Origin of the sequence: Stenotrophomonas sp. SMYL8 (genome assembly GCF_036320065.1) — a bacterium.
Classification (GTDB): Bacteria; Pseudomonadota; Gammaproteobacteria; order Xanthomonadales; family Xanthomonadaceae; genus Stenotrophomonas; species Stenotrophomonas maltophilia_A.
Genome location: NZ_JAWIRR010000017.1, coordinates 35232 through 52340 on the forward strand (window position 1 = coordinate 35232; position 17109 = coordinate 52340).

Annotated in this window: 17 protein-coding genes and 1 pseudogene; all 18 read left to right on the top strand. The window is 65.3% G+C overall.

All coding sequences use genetic code 11. From position 1 onward, the window contains the following. Nucleotides 1-134: 134 nt before the first annotated feature. The 18 genes and pseudogenes from flgB to V3B25_RS14175 all read left to right on the top strand — a co-directional run bounded on the left by flgB (nt 135) and on the right by V3B25_RS14175 (nt 17064). Nucleotides 135-530, top strand: coding sequence for a flagellar basal body rod protein FlgB (gene flgB, locus V3B25_RS14090; RefSeq protein WP_005409576.1), 396 nt, complete (start codon nt 135-137; stop codon nt 528-530). A gap of 3 nt (nt 531-533) precedes the next feature. Continuing rightward, on the top strand, nt 534-941 hold the full coding sequence (gene flgC / locus V3B25_RS14095) for a flagellar basal body rod protein FlgC (RefSeq protein ID WP_010485892.1): 408 nt from the start codon (nt 534-536) through the stop codon (nt 939-941). 23 nt (nt 942-964) lie between these two features. Continuing rightward, entirely contained in the window at nt 965-1648 is a 684-nt protein-coding gene (locus tag V3B25_RS14100) for a flagellar hook capping FlgD N-terminal domain-containing protein (protein ID WP_071229188.1), read from the top strand. A 32-nt stretch (nt 1649-1680) separates the two neighbouring features. Continuing rightward, nucleotides 1681-2904, top strand: a complete 1224-nt coding sequence (gene flgE, locus V3B25_RS14105; RefSeq protein WP_107431886.1) for a flagellar hook protein FlgE — start codon at nt 1681-1683, stop codon at nt 2902-2904. 32 nt (nt 2905-2936) lie between these two features. Next, entirely contained in the window at nt 2937-3686 is a 750-nt protein-coding gene (locus tag V3B25_RS14110; protein WP_032127377.1) for a flagellar basal body rod protein FlgF, read from the top strand. Between the two features lie 102 nt (nt 3687-3788). Further along, nucleotides 3789-4574 carry a flagellar basal-body rod protein FlgG gene (gene flgG / locus V3B25_RS14115; RefSeq protein ID WP_005409571.1) on the top strand — a complete coding sequence of 262 codons (786 nt, stop codon included), beginning with the start codon at nt 3789-3791 and terminating at the stop codon, nt 4572-4574. Between the two features lie 22 nt (nt 4575-4596). After that, the gene (flgH, locus tag V3B25_RS14120; protein WP_329810866.1) at nt 4597-5289 is read left to right on the top strand and encodes a flagellar basal body L-ring protein FlgH; all 693 of its coding nucleotides are present in this window, start codon (nt 4597-4599) and stop codon (nt 5287-5289) included. A 2-nt stretch (nt 5290-5291) separates the two neighbouring features. After that, nucleotides 5292-6428 (top strand): flagellar basal body P-ring protein FlgI, encoded by a 1137-nt coding sequence (locus V3B25_RS14125; protein WP_049421917.1) that lies wholly within the window; start codon nt 5292-5294, stop codon nt 6426-6428. Between the two features lies 1 nt (nt 6429). After that, nucleotides 6430-7629, top strand: a complete 1200-nt coding sequence (gene flgJ / locus V3B25_RS14130; protein WP_329810867.1) for a flagellar assembly peptidoglycan hydrolase FlgJ — start codon at nt 6430-6432, stop codon at nt 7627-7629. A gap of 8 nt (nt 7630-7637) precedes the next feature. Beyond that, nucleotides 7638-9518, top strand: a complete 1881-nt coding sequence (flgK, locus tag V3B25_RS14135) for a flagellar hook-associated protein FlgK (RefSeq protein ID WP_329810868.1) — start codon at nt 7638-7640, stop codon at nt 9516-9518. After that, nucleotides 9515-10723 carry a flagellar hook-associated protein FlgL gene (gene flgL / locus V3B25_RS14140; RefSeq protein WP_049421913.1) on the top strand — a complete coding sequence of 403 codons (1209 nt, stop codon included), beginning with the start codon at nt 9515-9517 and terminating at the stop codon, nt 10721-10723. The genes flgK and flgL overlap by 4 nt, the downstream gene beginning before the upstream one ends. An 86-nt stretch (nt 10724-10809) precedes the next feature. Further along, nucleotides 10810-11544 (top strand): annotated as a pseudogene (locus V3B25_RS14145) (flagellin); the annotation flags it as partial. Nucleotides 11545-12102: 558 nt separating this feature from the next. Then, nucleotides 12103-12360 carry a flagellin gene (locus V3B25_RS14150; RefSeq protein ID WP_253900926.1) on the top strand — a complete coding sequence of 86 codons (258 nt, stop codon included), beginning with the start codon at nt 12103-12105 and terminating at the stop codon, nt 12358-12360. 222 nt (nt 12361-12582) lie between these two features. Next, nucleotides 12583-14133 (top strand): flagellin, encoded by a 1551-nt coding sequence (locus V3B25_RS14155; protein ID WP_049421910.1) that lies wholly within the window; start codon nt 12583-12585, stop codon nt 14131-14133. Between the two features lie 183 nt (nt 14134-14316). Further along, on the top strand, nt 14317-15657 hold the full coding sequence (fliD, locus tag V3B25_RS14160) for a flagellar filament capping protein FliD (protein WP_049421909.1): 1341 nt from the start codon (nt 14317-14319) through the stop codon (nt 15655-15657). A gap of 125 nt (nt 15658-15782) precedes the next feature. Next, nucleotides 15783-16202, top strand: a complete 420-nt coding sequence (gene fliS, locus V3B25_RS14165) for a flagellar export chaperone FliS (RefSeq protein WP_049398118.1) — start codon at nt 15783-15785, stop codon at nt 16200-16202. After that, entirely contained in the window at nt 16199-16489 is a 291-nt protein-coding gene (locus V3B25_RS14170) for a hypothetical protein (RefSeq protein ID WP_125429337.1), read from the top strand. Before fliS ends, V3B25_RS14170 begins: the two co-directional genes overlap by 4 nt. After that, nucleotides 16486-17064, top strand: a complete 579-nt coding sequence (locus V3B25_RS14175; RefSeq protein ID WP_201119064.1) for a PilZ domain-containing protein — start codon at nt 16486-16488, stop codon at nt 17062-17064. The genes V3B25_RS14170 and V3B25_RS14175 overlap by 4 nt, the downstream gene beginning before the upstream one ends. Nucleotides 17065-17109: the final 45 nt, after the last annotated feature.

Genomic DNA, 17109 nt, shown 5'->3' on the forward strand with positions numbered 1-17109 from the left:
CTCCGACCCGGGCGCGCGCCCCCGGGGCCCCCACCCGCCCCCCCCCCCGCCCCCCGCCCCCCCCCCGGCACTACCCTCTCGAATTTGGCACACCCCTTGCAGCTTCCCGGGCAACGTTCCTGTGGGAGTGCACCGTGCGCAACCTGATTACCGACTACCTGGGCGTCCACGCCCAGGCCATGCCGTTGCGCGAACAGCGGATGAAGCTGATCGCCAGCAACCTCGGCAATGCCGACACTCCCGGCTACAAGGCCCAGGATCTGGACTTCGATGCCGCCCTGCGCCACGCCCAGGGGCAGGATGCCAATGGCCTGATGGCCACCACCCACGAGCAGCACTACGAGATCAGTAGTGGCCTGAACCCGTTCCAGATCGCGCGCGAAGGCGTGCAACCCAGTCTGGACGGCAACACCGTCGATCCCGATGCCGAGCGTGCCGCCTATGGCCGCGCCGCACTCGAATACCGCGCCTCGCTCAGCTTCGTCGAGAGCAAGGTGCGTTCCATGCTGACCGCGATCACGGGGCAATAAGCCATGAGCAACCTGCCGATCTTCGATATCGCCGGCTCCGCGCTGCAGGCGCAGTCGGTGCGCATGAGCACCATCGCCTCCAACCTCTCCAACGCCGACACCGTCGCCGGTTCCGCCGATGCCGTGTACAAGCCGCTGGAACCGATCTTCCAGGCAGTGACCAGCAAGAACGATCCGAACATCACGTCGGTGAAGGTCAAGGAGATCACCCAGAGCGAAGCCGCGCCGATCAAGCGCTATGAACCGGGCCACCCGCTGGCCGACGGCGATGGCTACATCTACCAGCCCGATGTCGATCCGGTGGCGCAGATGGTCAACCTGATCTCGACTTCGCGCAATTACCAGGCTGGCGTGGAGATGCTGACCACCGCCAAGGAACTGGCCCTGGCCACCTTGACCATGGGCCGCTGAGGCCCGCAGCACCGGATACCACCATGACCACCGCCGTCAACAACCAGACCAACCAGGACGTCTACGCCGCGCTCGGCCTGAACGCCCCGAACAGCAACGCCACCAAGAAGAAGAACACGCTGGACCAGGCCGATTTCCTGCGCCTGATGACCGAGCAGCTGCAGCACCAGGATCCGCTGAAGCCGATGGACAACACGCAGATGGTTGCGCAGATGGCGCAGATGTCCACCGTGCAGGGCATCACCGATCTGAACAAGACGGTGAAGGGTTTCCAGGAATCGATGGCCAGCGACCAGGTGCTGCGCGGTGCCGCTCTGGTTGGCCACCAGGTACTGGTGCCGTCGGAAAAGCTGGTACTGGAAAAGGAAGGCAGCGTCGAAGGCACGGTGGCTGCGCCCTCGGCCGGCATCGTGACCGTCGACATCACCGATGCCAACGGCACCAAGATCACCTCGCTGAGCGTAGAAGCCAAGGCCGCTGGCGAAACCGCGTTTCAGTGGGACGGCAAGGACGCCAACGGCAAGCGCATGGAACCGGGCAAGTACTCCATCGTCGCCAACCACGTCGACACCGCCGGCAAGAGCACCAAGCTGTCCACCTTCGTGCAGGCCCCGGTGGAGAGCGTGACCGTCGGCTCCGACGGCCTGTACCTGAATCTCAAGGGCCTGGGCACGGCCCCGATCGACTACGTGCTCCGCGTCAGCTGAGCCGCACATTCCGCATCTACCAGGAGCATCCCATGGGCTTCAACGTCTCCCTGTCCGGCATCAATGCCGCCAATACCGACCTGAGCGTCACCGCCAACAACGTCGCCAACGTCAATACCGCCGGCTTCAAGCAATCACGCGCCGAGTTCGCTGACCTGTTCGCCTCCACCAGCTACGGCCTGTCGAAGAACCAGACCGGCTCGGGCGTGCGCGTTTCCAACGTGGCCCAACAGTTCATCCAGGGCCACAACGAGCAGACCGGCCGCAGCCTGGACATGGCGATCTCCGGTGAGGGCTTCTTCACCATGAACATGAACGGCTCGCGCGTGTACTCGCGTGCCGGCAACTTCCAGACCGATTCCGCCGGCTATGTGATCAACCCGCAGGGCGCGCGCCTGCAGGTGTTCGCGCCGAACGCCGATGGCACCAACTTCGATGCCGGCCGCCTGGTGGACCTGCAGCTGCTGACTACCGACAGCGCGCCGAAGCAGACCAGCGAAGTGAAGGTCGGTTTCACCCTGCCCGCCAACGCCAAGCAACCGACGGTCACCAATTTCGATCCGACCGACTCGAACAGCTACAACCACTCCAGCGGCGGCATCACCGTGTACGACTCGCTGGGCGTGAGCCACATCCAGGTCTCGTACTTCGTGAAGGGCGCCAACCCCAACGAGTGGACCGTGCGCAACTACGTGGATGGCCAGCCGGCCGGCGCACCGACCCCGGTGACGTTCGACAACAGCGGCAAGCTGACCAATCCTGCCAACGGCAAGGTCAGCCTCGGTACTTTCACCCCGACCACCGGCGCGGGCCAGCTGAACATGACGCTGGATATCAGCGGCTCGACCCAGTACGGCGAGAAGTTCGCGCTGCGCAACACCCAGCAGGACGGCTACGCCGCCGGCAAGCTCAACGAGATCACCGTATCGGAAACCGGCGTGGTCTATGCCCGCTACTCCAACGGCGACGACAAGCCCCTCGGCCAGGTCGCACTGACCACGTTCAACAACACGCAGGGTCTGGAGCAGAAGGGCAACAACCTGTGGGTGGAGACGTTCGAGTCGGGCACCCCGCGCACCGGCATGCCGGACACCTCCAACCTCGGCAAGATCCAGGCCGGCTCGCTGGAAGCGTCCACCGTCGACCTCACCGAGCAGCTGGTCAACATGATCACCGCGCAGCGCAACTTCCAGGCCAACGCGCAGATGATCACCACGCAGGACCAGATCACCCAGACCGTCATCAACATCCGTTGATGACCTGCTGACCCCGTCACGGAACTCCCCGCATGGATAAAGCCCTTTACGTGGCGATGACCGGTGCCCGCGCCTCCCTGCAGGCGCAGGGTACGCTCAGCCACAACCTCGCCAACTCCGACACCCCCGGCTTCAAGGAAGCGCTGGCCAACACCGAAGCCTTCCCGATCCGTGGCCCGGGCTTTGCCTCGCGGGTGGATGCGCTGCATGTCGACGCCGGATTCAACCGCACGCCCGGTTCGCAGCACATCACCGGCAAACCGCTGGACCTGTCCCTGCAGACCGGCACCTGGCTGGCCGTGCAGTCCAGTGACGGCAGCGAGGCGTACACGCGCGGCGCGGCGTTGTCGGTGACGCCGAACGGCCAGCTGGTGACCTCCAGCGGCCGCCCGGTACTGGATGACAACAACAACCCGATCGCCATTCCGCCCTACCAGGCGATGGAGATCGGCGCCGACGGCACGCTCTCGATCATCCCGCAGGGCGAAGGTCCGCAGACCATGGCGCAGATCGGTCGCATCAAAGTGGTGCAGGCACCGGATGAACGCCTGGAGCGTGGCCTGGATGGCCTGTTCCGCAACACCGACCCGCTACAGCCGTTCGCACCGGCACAGGGCACGGCCGTGCACAGCGGCCAGCTGGAAGGCAGCAACGTGGATGCCGCTGGCGCGCTGGTGCAGATGATCCAGCTGCAGCGCCAGTACGAAATGCAGGTGCAGGTGATCAAGCACGGCGACGAAAACGCGCGCAGCGCCAACAGCATGCTGCGCCTGGGCAGCTGACGGAATTCCGGCGCCGGTTGATGCCGGCGCTGGCACACCGCTTGCACACCCGATACCAAGGGCCGCACCACGCGGCCGGCTTCAGCAGACAGGACATCGAAGATGAACCAGGCATTGTGGATCGCGAAAACCGGACTGGATGCGCAGCAGATGCGCATGTCGGTGGTTTCCAACAACCTCGCCAACACCAACACCACCGGCTTCAAGCAGGACCGTGCCAGTTTTGAAGACCTGCTGTACCAGCAGGTGCGCCAGCCCGGCGGCTCCTCGTCGGCGCAGACGCAGCTGCCCACCGGCCTGCAGCTGGGTACCGGCGTGCGCGTGGTCGCCACCGCCAAGAACTTTGAACAGGGTGGCCAGCAGCAGACCGGCCGCGCCCTGGACGTGATGGTCAATGGCCGCGGCTTCTTCGAAGTTCAGATGCCTGATGGCAGCTCGGCCTACACCCGTGATGGCTCGTTCAAGATCAACCAGGACAGCGAGCTGGTCACCAACAGCGGCTACCCGGTGCAGCCGGGCATCCAGATTCCCGAAGGCGCGCAGTCGGTGACCATCGGCACCGATGGCACCATCAGCGTGAAGATGGCAGACGGCGCCGCCTCGGTGGAAGTCGGCGCACTGACCCTGACCGACTTCGTCAATCCCGCTGGCCTGCAGGCACGTGGCGAGAACCTGTTCCTGGAGACCACTGCGTCCGGCCCGGCACAGAACGGCAACCCCGGCCTCAACGGCCTCGGCACTGTGGTGCAGGGCGCGCTGGAAGGCAGCAACGTCAACGTGGTGGAAGAGCTGGTGTCGATGATCGAAACCCAGCGCGCCTACGAGATGAACGCCAAGGCGATCTCCACCACCGACTCGATGCTCGGTTATCTCAACAACAAGCTCTGACCGGCCAAACCGGGAAACCGCCATGTCGCCCATTTCCAACTTCGCCCGCACTGCCCTCACCTGCGCCGTGGCCGCCCTGCTCGGTGGCTGCGTGATCGCGGGCGACGTGCGCCCCTACCCGACGATGGCACCGATCCAGCCGATCATGCCGCCGCAGGCACAGCCGACCGCCGGTGCAATCTACGCTGCCGGCCCGACCCTGCAGCTGTATTCGGACCGACGCGCGCGCGATGTTGGCGACCTGTTGACCATCACCCTGCTGGAAAACACCACCGCGCAGACCAGTGCCAACACGGCCACCAACAAGGAATCGAACCTGAGCCTGGGTACACCGTCCATTCTCGGCGCTCCGGTCACCCTTGGCGGCAAGGACATCCTGAGTGCCACGGCAAAGGGCGCGCGTGACTTCACCGGCAAGGGCAACAGCGCGCAGAGCAACCGCCTGCAGGGCAGCGTCACCGTCACCGTAGTCCAACGCCTGCCCAACGGCAACCTGGTGGTGCAGGGGCAGAAGAACCTGCGGCTCAACCAGGGCGATGAACTGGTGCAGGTGCAGGGCATCGTGCGCCCGGGCGACATCAGCCAGGACAACACCATTCCGTCCAGCCGCGTGGCCGAGGCCCGCATCGTCTACGGCGGCCGCGGTCCCGTCGCGCAGTCCAACGCGATGGGCTGGCTGAGCCGCTTCTTCAACTCCGGCCTGACGCCGTTCTGAGTATGGCCATGAAACTCTTCTCCTCTTCTTCCTGGCAGCGACGCATGGCGTCGTTCGTCGCGTTGATGCTGCTGGTCGTGGCTGCCCCTGCCAGCGCCGAGCGCATCAAGGACCTGGCCCAGGTCGGCGGCGTGCGCGGCAATGCGCTGGTGGGTTATGGCCTGGTGGTCGGCCTGGATGGCAGCGGCGACCGCACCAGCCAGGCACCCTTCACCGTGCAGAGCCTGAAGAACCTGCTCGGCGAACTGGGCGTCAACGTGCCGCCGAACGTCAACCCGCAGCTGAAGAACGTGGCCGCCGTGGCGATCCACGCCGAACTGCCGCCGTTCGCCAAGCCGGGCCAGCCGATCGACATCACCGTGTCCTCGATCGGCAACGCGGTCTCGCTGCGCGGCGGTTCGCTGCTGATGGCGCCGCTGCGCGGTGCTGACGGCCAGATCTATGCCATCGCCCAGGGCAACCTGATCGTCGGCGGCTTTGGTGCGCAGGGCAAGGATGGTTCCCGTGTCTCGGTGAACGTGCCAAGCGTCGGCCGCATTCCCAACGGTGCCACCGTTGAACGTGCCCTGCCCGATCCGTTGGCCAACGGCGGCGACATCACCCTGAACCTGCACAACAACGACTTCACCACGGTCTCGCGCATGGTTGCCGCGCTCAACAACGCCTTCGGCGAAGGTGCCGCGCGTGCGGTCGACGGCGTGACCGTAGCGGTTACCGCGCCGACCGATCCGGGCGCACGCATCGGCCTGCTTGCGCGAATCGAGAACCTGGAACTGACCCCCGGTAGCGCCCCGGCCAAGGTGGTGGTCAATTCGCGTACCGGCACCGTGGTCATCGGCCAACAGGTGCGCGTGGGACCGGCGGCGATCTCGCATGGTTCGCTGACCGTGACCATCCAGGAAAACACCAACGTCAGCCAGCCCAATGCGCTGTCCGGCGGCCGCACCGTGGCCAGCCCGCAGTCGACCATCACCGCCACCAACGACGGCAGCCGCATGTTCAAGTTCAGCGGCGGCACCACCCTGGACGAGATCGTGCACGCGGTGAACGCCGTGGGCGCAGCACCAGGCGATCTCATCGCGATCCTGGAAGCCCTGAAGCAGGCCGGCGCACTGAGTGCCGAGCTCGAGGTGATCTGATATGCGTATCACTCCCGCATTCGATCTGCACCCGGCGCAACAGAACGATCCGGCCAAGATGGACAAGGTCGCGCGCCAGCTGGAAGGCCAGTTCGCGCAGATGCTGGTCAAGAGCATGCGTGACGCCAGCTTCGGCGACTCGCTGTTCCCCGGCGAAAACAAGATGTTCCGCGAGATGTACGACCAGAAGATTGCCGAGGCGATGACCCGCGGCAAGGGCCTGGGCCTGTCGGGCATGATCAGCCGGCAGCTGTCCGGCCAGGCCGCCGACGGCCCGGCGCTGGATACCCGCGTGGATCCGGCCAAGGCCAGTCGTGCCTACCAGCTCAATGCACCGGCCAAGCCGGCACCGTCGCTGCCGCTGGAAGACGGCAGCCAGGCCGTGCGCCTGCTGCAGCAGATGGCCGCCGGTGCACAGCACGGTGCGCAGGCGGCGGTCGCACCGATGGAACAGGCCCTGGACCTGATCGCCGGCCGCGAGAGCAGCAGCATGCACCGCTCGTTGGGCACCGACGATCCGTACATCGGCAGCCTGCAGGGCGAGGACTGGGCCGCCAACAGCGACCAGTGGTCGGCCACCGCCAGCAACCGCGGCACCGCGATCAGTCCGGCCGATGCGATGGCTACCCGCACCGCCGTCGCCCAGCTGGGCGAGCACACCCCGGAAGGCTTCGTTGCCAGCATCTGGCAGCACGCGCAGAGTGCAGCCAAGGAACTGGGCGTGGATGCCCGCGCCCTGGTCGCCCAGGCGGCGCTGGAAACCGGCTGGGGCAAGCGCCACATCAAGCATGCCGACGGCAGCACTTCGCACAACCTGTTCGGCATCAAGGCCAATGGCTGGAACGGCCAGCGCGCCGTGGCCGGCACCCACGAATATGTCGATGGCGTGCGCCGCAACGAGACCGCCAGCTTCCGCGCCTACAGTTCGCCGGCCGAGAGCTTCGCCGACTATGTGCGCCTGCTGAAGACCAGCCCGCGTTACCAGCAGGCCCTGCAGGCCGGCACCGACGTGCAGGGCTTCGCCCGCGGCCTGCAACGCGCCGGCTATGCCACCGATCCGCGTTACGCGGCCAAGATCGCCGCGATCGCCGGCGGCCCGACCATCGAGCGCGCCGTCAGTGCCGTGGCCGATGCCGGCTCACGCCTTGGCCAGACCTTCGCCAGCACCGCAACCGCGGCGCTGGGTATCACTCGTCGTTGAGGAACCCCATGTCCAGCGTACTTTCCACCGGTACCGGTGCCCTGCTCGCCTTCCAGCGCGCGTTGGCGACCACCAGCCACAACGTCGCCAACATCAACACCCCTGGCTACAGCCGGCAGAAGGTCGACTTCGCCACGTCTGATCCGCAGAACTACGGCTTTGGGGACGTTGGCAGCGGCACCCGCATCACCGATATCCGCCGTGCTGCCGACCAGCTGGCCATCTCGCGCCTGCTCGACAGCAGCGGCGAGCTGGCACGCCTGAAGCAGCTTTCGGGCATGGCCGACCGGGTGAATGCCCTGTTCTCGGACCCGGCCACGAATGTCGCCGGCTCCTGGTCCAACTTCTTCGACGCCGTCAGTGGCCTTTCGTCCAACGCGGCCGGCACGGCCGACCGGCAGAGCCTGCTCGATGGCGGCAAGGCCCTGGCGAGCCGCTTCGTGCAGCTCAACACGCAGATGAACAACCTGAGCAGCGAGGTCAACAACGGGCTCATTGCCGGCGCCACGGAAGTCAATCGCCTGGCGCAGGAGATTGCGCAGATCAACGGCGCCATTGGCAGCAACGTGGCCAACGCGGCGCCGGACCTGCTCGACCGTCGCGACCAGCTGATCTCGCAGCTGATCGGTTACACCGGTGGCACTGCCGTCGTCCAGGATGGCGGCGTGATGAACGTCTATACCGCAGGCGGCAATGCGCTGGTGGTGGGCACGACCGCGTCCAAGGTCACTACGGTGACCGATCCATACCAGCCCGAACGCCTGCAACTGGCGCTGGAAACCCAGGGCAACACGATCACGCTCGATCCCAAGGCAGTGGGCGGAAAGATCGGCGGCATGCTCGAGTTCCGCGATACCGTGCTGACACCGGCCCAGGCCGAACTGGGCAAGCTCGCCGTCGGCCTGGCCGAGAGCTTCAACCAGGCGCACCACCAGGGCGTGGACATGTACGGCAAGATGGGCGGCGACTTCTTCACCATCGGCAGCCCACGCGTCACGCCCAACGCGAGCAATACCGGTACCGGCAGCCTCACTGCGACCTATGGTGACCTGTCCAAGCTGGAGGCACAGAACATCGTCCTCAAGTTCGACGGCACCCAGTGGCAGGCCACCCGCGCCGACACTGGCGCCACCGTTGCGTTGACCGGTACCGGCACGACCGCCGATCCGCTGGTGATCAATGGCGTCAAGCTGGTGGTCGGCGGCACCCCGGCCACCAACGACCGTTTCCTCCTGCAGCCGACCGCGGGCGTCGCCGGAAGCCTGGAAACCGCCATCACCGATCCCTCCCGCATCGCCGCAGCGGCAGCGGTCAAGGGTACGGCTGCACTGGCCAACACCGGCACCGGGAAGCTGACCGGCGTCACCGTCAACGATGTATCCAATCCGAACCTGCGCGATCCTGCCGCAATCGTGTTCACGTCGGCGACCACCTACACCATCAACGGTGGGCCGCCGCAGACCTACACACCGGGCCAGACCATCAGCGCCAATGGCTGGAGCTTCGTGCTGGACGGTGCACCGAAGGTCGGCGACACCTTCAATATCAGCCCTACTCCGGCAGGCTCGTCGGACAACAGCAACGCGGCAAAGCTGGCCAAGGTCGAGGACGCCAAGGCCTTCAACGGCGGCACCGTCACCCTCAACGGTGCGCTGGGGGGGTTGACCACGCAGGTCGGCGCGGCGGCACGTTCGGCCGAGTACTCGCTGGACGCGCAGCAGGTCATCACGGACAAGGCGCAGGCAGCCCGCGACGAGATCTCCGGCGTCAACCTGGATGAGGAAGCAGCCGACATGCTGCGGTTGCAGCAGGCCTATCAGGCCGCCTCACAGCTGATCTCCACCGCCGACAACATGTTCCAGACCATCCTGGGAGCCGTCCGTCGATGAGCAGCCGAATTTCCACCGGGATGATGTTCAACCAGTCCGTGTCGCTGATGCTCGCCAAGCAGTCGAAAATCAGCCACCTCGAGCAGCAGATCGCGACTGGCAGCAAGATCACCTCCGCCAAGGACGACCCGGTCGCTGCAGGTACGGCCGTTGGCCTGGACCGTGTCGTGGCCGGGCTCGAGCAGCTCGGCAAGAACGCCAACAGCGTGCAGAACCGCCTGGGCCTGCAGGAAAACGCCTTGGCTCAGGTCAATGAGCTCATGTCGCGCGCCGTGGAGTTGAGTATCCAGGCCAACAGTCCGGTGCCCAAGGCCAGTGACCTCAAGGCCATCGTCAGCGAGCTGAAGACCATCCAGGAAAGCCTGCTGTCGCTGGCCAATTCCAGGGATGGCAGCGGACGCTACCTGTTCGGTGGCAGCAACGACGCTGACGCCCCGTTCCAGCGAAGCGGCGGCACCGTGACCTACAGCGGTGACCAGAACCAGCGGCAGGTGGAGGTGGCACCGGGCCAACTGGTCTCCGACGCCCTGCCCGGCAGCGAGATCTTCATGCGCATCCCCACCGGCGATGGCCGTGTGGATGCCAGCGCGGCCGCCGGCAACACCGGCAGTGGCCTGTTGACCTCAGTCAGCCGTGACGGCAGCGGCAGCTGGGCCGGCGGCACGCTCAGTGTCCGCTTCACCGGCACTGCCGAAGGTGCCTATGAGGTGGTTGATGGCACCGGCACGGTGGTCGGCAGCGGAACCCACAAACCCGGCGAGGACATTGTTGTTGGCGGTGTGCGCATGCGCATCGAGGGCAAGCCAGCCGCCGGTGATCAGTTCAACGTCAGCGACGCGGGTAGCCGCGACATCTTCTCCACCCTGGACAAACTGGTCGCCGCACTGGAAACCGACCCGTCCACCGAAAGCCAGCGCACGGCGCTGCAGAACACGCTGCAGTCCAGCATCCGCGACCTCAACAGGGCCTCGGAAACGATGATCGACGCCCGCGCCAAGGGCGGCGCCCAGCTGGCCGCCATCGATACCGCGGCCAGCGCCCGCGAAGCCACTGCCGTCACCGTCAAGAGCACGCTCTCGACGATGCGCGACCTCGATTACGCCGATGCCATCGGCCAATACAAGCTGGAGACCGCCGCCCTTCAAGCCGCCCAGACGATCTTCAGCCAGATGCAGGCGATGTCCCTGTTCAACAAGATCCGCTAGTCCCTTTCCCCGTTCCATCCGTCTTCCAGCACGGCGCGTCCCGCGCCTTCCACACCGAAACAACCGAGCAACCACGGAGAAGCACCATGGCACAGATCATCAACACCAACACCATGTCGCTGAACGCTCAGCGCAACCTGTCCACCAGCAGCAGCTCGCTGGCCACCTCGATCCAGCGCCTGTCATCGGGCATGCGCATCAACAGTGCCAAGGACGACGCCGCCGGTCTGGCGATCTCCGAGCGTTTCACCACCCAGATCCGTGGCATCAACCAGGCCGCGCGCAACGCCAACGACGGCATCTCGCTGGCACAGACCGCTGAAGGCGCACTGGGCGAAGTCGGCAACAACCTGCAGCGTATCCGCGAACTGGCCGTTCAGGCCCGCAGCGCAACCAACTCCGCCTCGGACCGCCAGGCGCTGAACGCCGAAGTGCAGCTGCTGAAGCAGGAAATCCAGCGCGTTGCGGAGCAGACCAACTTCAACGGCACCAGCCTGCTGGACGGCAGCTTCACCAACCAGGCCTTCCAGATCGGCGCCGACCAGGGCCAGACCATCAACATCTCGCAGATCACCAATGCGAATGTGCACAAGCTGGGCGACTGGACCAGTGCCTCGACCCCGGCAAGCGTGGCCGGCAAGACTGCGACCGGTGGCGCCGAGGCTGCGATTCCGACCACCTCGGGTCCGTCCGGCAACTTCAATGCCATTGCAACGGTTCCTGCTGGTGGCTTTGCCTTCTCTGTCGGCGGTATTTCGATCCACACCGCCGCTGCTGGCGGGGCGGTCAATGCCGCTGACATCACCGCGGCACTGGCAAGCAAGTCCGATGCGCTGGCCGCCGCCGGCATCACCATGAGTGGCAGCGTGGCTGCCGGCACCTTGGCATTCTCGCGCGCCGACGGCAATGACCTGCCGATCACCGTCACCGGCGCCGGTGCCGCTGAGGGCTTCGCCACTGGCGCCTTTGTCGCCAACCATCAGAACGGCACGCCGGCAATTGCTGCTGATTTCCCCGCCATCACTGCCGGTCAGCTGACGCTGACCAAGGCCGATGGCAGTGGCGTGGTCGACATCAACGTGGGTGCCGCAAAGAACGCCTCGGAACGCAATACGTTGCTGGTGAACGCCATCAACGCCAAGACCCACGAAACCGGCGTCACCGCATCGCTGATCGACGGGAGGGTGCAGCTGGAAAACAAGGAAGGCAACTTCACCATTGGTGGCTCGCTGAGCGCCACCGCGCTGGCCAATGCCACTGGCCTGACGGCAGGCAGCAGCGCCACCAATGGCACGGCATTCACCGCAGGTACGGCCCAGACGGGCTTTGCAGAACTGGATATCTCCAACCAGGCCAACGCCGACAACGCCATCCTCGCCATGGATGCGGCGCTGCAGTCGGTCAATTCGGCCCGCGCCGACCTCGGCGCGATCCAGAACCGCTTCACCTCGACCATCGCCAATCTGAACACCAATTCGGAGAACCTGTCCGCCGCACGCAGCCGCATCCGTGACGTTGACTACGCACAGGAAACCGCCGAACTGACCCGCGGGCAGATCCTGCAGCAGGCCGGCACGGCCATGCTGGCGCAGGCCAACCAGGTGCCGCAGAACGTACTGCGCCTGCTGCAGTCGTAATAGCTGCACCACACGAGCTGGAGCCGGGCCCCGCCATGCAGATGGCGGGGCCTTTTCGTTTGACCAGAGAAAAAAGGATCGAAACTCTGCTAAAGGCCGGAGGGGTAGTGCCGTTATTGATTTCAGCAGCGGTAGCACACCCCTTGGGGGGAAGCCAGCCACTGCCCCCCGAAACCGGTCAGGCTGCTCTGCCGGACACACTGCCTACAAGGAAACCGCACCATGGCACAAGTCATCAACACCAACACCATGTCGCTGAACGCCCAGCGCAACCTGGGCACCAGCGGCGCCAACCTGGCCACCACCATTCAGCGCCTGTCCTCGGGCATGCGCATCAACAGCGCCAAGGACGATGCCGCCGGCCTGGCGATCTCCGAGCGTTTCACCACCCAGATCCGCGGCGCCAACCAGGCCGCCCGCAACGCCAACGACGGCATCTCGCTGGCCCAGACCGCCGAAGGCGCACTGGGTGAGATCGGCAACAACCTGCAGCGCGTCCGCGAGCTGGCCGTGCAGTCGCGCAGCGCCACCAACTCTGATTCCGACCGTCAGGCCCTGAACGCCGAAGTGCAGCTGCTGAAGCAGGAAATCCAGCGCGTCGCCGAACAGACCAACTTCAACGGCACCAACCTGCTGGACGGCACCTTCACCAACCAGGCCTTCCAGATCGGCGCCAACCAGGGCCAGACGATCAACATCTCGCAGGTTGCCAACGCCAACATCAGCAAGCTGGGTAACTGGACCACCGCGTCGAAAGATGCAAGCGCGACCGGTGCTGTGCCGGTGGGCGGCGCCAAGGACGCTATCGCGAACGCGACGGCCGGCACGATCAATGGGGCCAGCCTCGTAGACGCAGCTGGCGTTGACGGAGCGAGGACGTACGATGCATTCTCGTTCAACGTGGCCGGCGTCAAGATCGACGTGGCAGGGGTGACTGGAGGTGCAGATGTCGCCGCTGCCAGAACGTCGATGGTCACCAACATTGGAAACGCGCTGGCTGCGAAGTCCAGCGAACTCGCGGCAGCTGGCGTCTCCACCTCTGTTGCTGCCGGTGCCATCAGCATCTCCAACTCGGGCGAAGCATTCAAAATCACCGGCGCTCCGTTTGTCGCAGCTGGCGTCGATGTTGCCGTGGCCACCCAGGTGGCAAAGGCAGCCGACTTCTCGACCGGCGTTGCTGCAGGTGAACTTCAGATCAGCAAGAGTGACGGTTCGGGCTTCGTTGACATCACTGTCGGGGCATCGAAGACCGCAGGCGATCGCAGCACTGCACTGGTCAACGCCATCAACGCGAAGACCCACGAGACGGGTGTCACCGCCTCGCTGGTGGAAGGCAAGCTGCAGCTGACGTCGGAAAAGGCCGACTTCGAAGTGAAGAGCAGCCTGACCGCCGACAAGCTGAAGGATGCTACCGGCCTGGCCACTGGTACCGCCAAGTTCACGGCAGGCAAGGCCGCTGAAGGCTTTGCCGACCTGGACATCTCCTCGAAGGACGGTGCCGACAACGCCATCCTGGCGATGGACGCAGCCCTGAACTCGATCAACTCCGCCCGCGCCGACCTGGGTGCGATCCAGAACCGCTTCACCTCGGTGGTTGCGAACCTGAACACCTCGTCGGAAAACATGTCGGCTGCCCGCAGCCGCATCCGCGACGTGGACTACGCTTCGGAAACCGCCGAGCTGACCCGCAACCAGATCCTGCAGCAGGCCGGTACCGCCATGCTGGCCCAGGCCAACCAGTCCAGCCAGAACGTGCTGAGCCTGCTGCGCTGATCCAGCGGTAGTACAAGGCAACAACGGGAAGGGGGCGCAAGCCCCCTTCTTCGTGCCCGGTGGCGGATTGGCATGGGCCTTGCAGAAGGCTGGAGAGCGTTTCCACGCTCAAGCTCGCCCCTCCCAGGCCGATAGCAGGTGCAGGACACCCGCCCGGCCCGTCCAAGAAAAAGGATTCCCCTCATGGCCATCGGCACGATTGGTTCCGGCCTCGACATTCCCAGCCTGGTTGCACAGCTGACCGCCAAGGAACGCGAGCCCCGGGAAAAGCAGATCAACTCGGCGGGTGTTGCCGCCAGCGCCAAGCTTTCGGCGCTTGGCACCATCAAAAGCGGAATGACAGGTCTGCAGAGCGCGCTGAAGACCCTGGTCAAGGGTGTGGCCACCCCCGGCCTGAAAGTCAGCACGCCAACCGAGTCGAACTTCACTGCGACCCTGGACACCAGCACGACCGCCGGCAAGGCCGCTGCGGGCAGCCACCAGGTGGAAGTCAAATCCCTGGCACAGAACCAGAAGCTCAGCTCCAAGGCGTATACAAAGGACGCCGTGGTTGGCGACGGAACGCTGACGATCGCATACGGCGACAAGTCCATCAGCGTGAACATCGAACCCGGCGCGACGATGGAGAAGATCGCGGCCGAGATCAATTCCGCCGCCGAGAGCAAGGGCGTCACCGCGGCCGTGGTGACCGCCGACGATGGCATGCACCTGGTGTTGACCGCCGTTGATTCCGGCAGCAAGGGCGCGTTGAAGGTCAGCGCCAGTGGCGGCAATGGCGGACTCTCCGAGCTGGCCTATGACGGCACATCCGCATCGAAGATGACCGAGATGGTGCCCGCCAAGGATGCAGTGGTGGTGGTGGATGGTTTCACTCGCACCAGCAGCTCGAACACGATCACCGATCTGGTACCCGGCATCAGCCTCACCCTGACCAAGGCGAAGGAAGGCGAGACGCAGACGCTGACCGTCACTCCGGACAACAGCACGCTGAAGACCAATCTCACGGCCTTCATCACCGCCTACAACGGAATCCAGACCACGTTGAAGAATTCCAGCGCTTACAACGCTGAGACGCGCACGGCCTCGACCATGACCGGCGACGCCATGGTCCGTGGCCTGCAGCAGCAGCTGCGCGCCCAGCTGAGTGCCAACGTCAACGACCTCAAGGATCTGGGCATCACCATTGCCGCCGACGGCAGCATGAGCCTTGATGGCGCCAAGCTCGACACCGCGCTGGCGAAGAACCCAGAGGCCGCCACCAAGCTGTTTGGTGCAGAGGGCGCGCTGGGCAAGCCGATGACCGAACTGCTGAAGAGCAGCCTGGACGCGACCACCGGCACGATCACCCAGCGTACGGCGACCTTGAACAAGCAGATCAAGGCACTGGAAAAGCAGCTGGACGAGCTGGACAAGAACATGGAAAAGGTGGCCGACCGCTACACCAAGCAGTTCACCGCGATGGAAAAGATGGTCACGCAGATGCAATCGGCCGGCGGCTCGCTCATCCAGCAGCTCGGCAACTGATTTCCAGGCATTTTTCCGGCGCAGTCGGTACTCAAGTAGAGCCCCGGCTGCGCCGATAACCCGTTAGACCCGTGCCGAACCCCTCAACCCACGCGGATGGGCAGGCATTCCAGGAGACTTCCCCTATGTACGGTTCCAATCGGCAGTTCGCCGAGCAGTACCGAAAAGTCGGCGTGACCACCTCGGTCGTCGATGCCGATCCACACAAGTTGGTAGCGCTGCTGCTGGCCGGTGCCTGCGAGCGCATCCGCACCGCTGAAGCCTCTTTGCAGCAGAATGACCAGGCGCGCAAGGGCAAGGCCATCGGCGAAGCCTGCGCCATCGTCGGCCACCTCAACGGCTCGCTCGATCACGAAGCCGGCGGCGAGATTGCCGGCAACCTGTCGGCACTGTACGACTTCGTCATCATGCGCCTGACCGAGGGCAACCTGCACAACGATCCAACCGCACTGAAGGAAGCCCTGGGCTTGATGGTGGAGATCGATTCGGCCTGGAACGCGATTCCGGCAGACCAGCGCCAGGTCACCAAAGCGGTGGCGCCATGAACCTTCAGACTATGCACGACGCCCTTGATACGCTGGAAACCAGCCTCCAGGGCGAGGACCACGACACCAGCGAACGCCTGATGGCCGAACACCTGGAAGCCGTGGCTGCCCTGTCGCTGGTTGTCGAACGCCCCAGTGATGCCGCCATCCTCGCGTTGCGCGACCACCAGCAACGCGTACTGGCGCGCATGATCTCCCTCCGCGATGAAGCCGCAGCACACCTGAAGCACACCGGCCGCTCCCTTCGCGCGGCGCATGCCTACCTGCAGGCAGAATCACTCGCATGACCCAACTGCCGACCACGTCGCTGCACCACCCCGCCGAAAGCGAGCTGTTCGACGAAACGCTCAGCTGCGAGCTGGCCTTGCCGGCCGAGTTCCAGGCAGGCAGCGCCGCCGGTCGCACCAGCAGTGCCGAAGGCCTGCTGCGCAGCCTGGCCTTGGTCGAGGACAGCCGCGTTGACGAGCACGACGACCGCAATGAGTCCAGCCTGCAGCTGCAGCGGCTGGAAGCCAAGCTGGATCTGGCAATGGTGCTGCTCGGCCGCCTGGTACGCCAGCAGGGCCAGGAACTGACGCTGCGCCCCGTGCGCTGGTCACGCCGCGGCATCCGCCTGCAGCTGGGGCCGCGCAGCGGCGCCAGCCCTGGTCAGGCCGGCCTGGTGCGTCTGCAGCCCAGCGACTGGCTGCCTGACCATATCGACCTGCCCGTGGAAGTGGTCGCCGAAGCGGCGGACGGTAGCGGTGGTCATTACCTGTGGCTGCGTTTCCAGCGCCTTGGCGATGGCCTGGAGATGGCAATGGAGCGGCATCTGTTCCGCCTGCATCGCCGCCAGGTGGCCGAAGCACGCCGCGCCCGCTGAAACCTGCCACCATGACGCCGGATGGGCAACCCTTGGCGCGCCCGT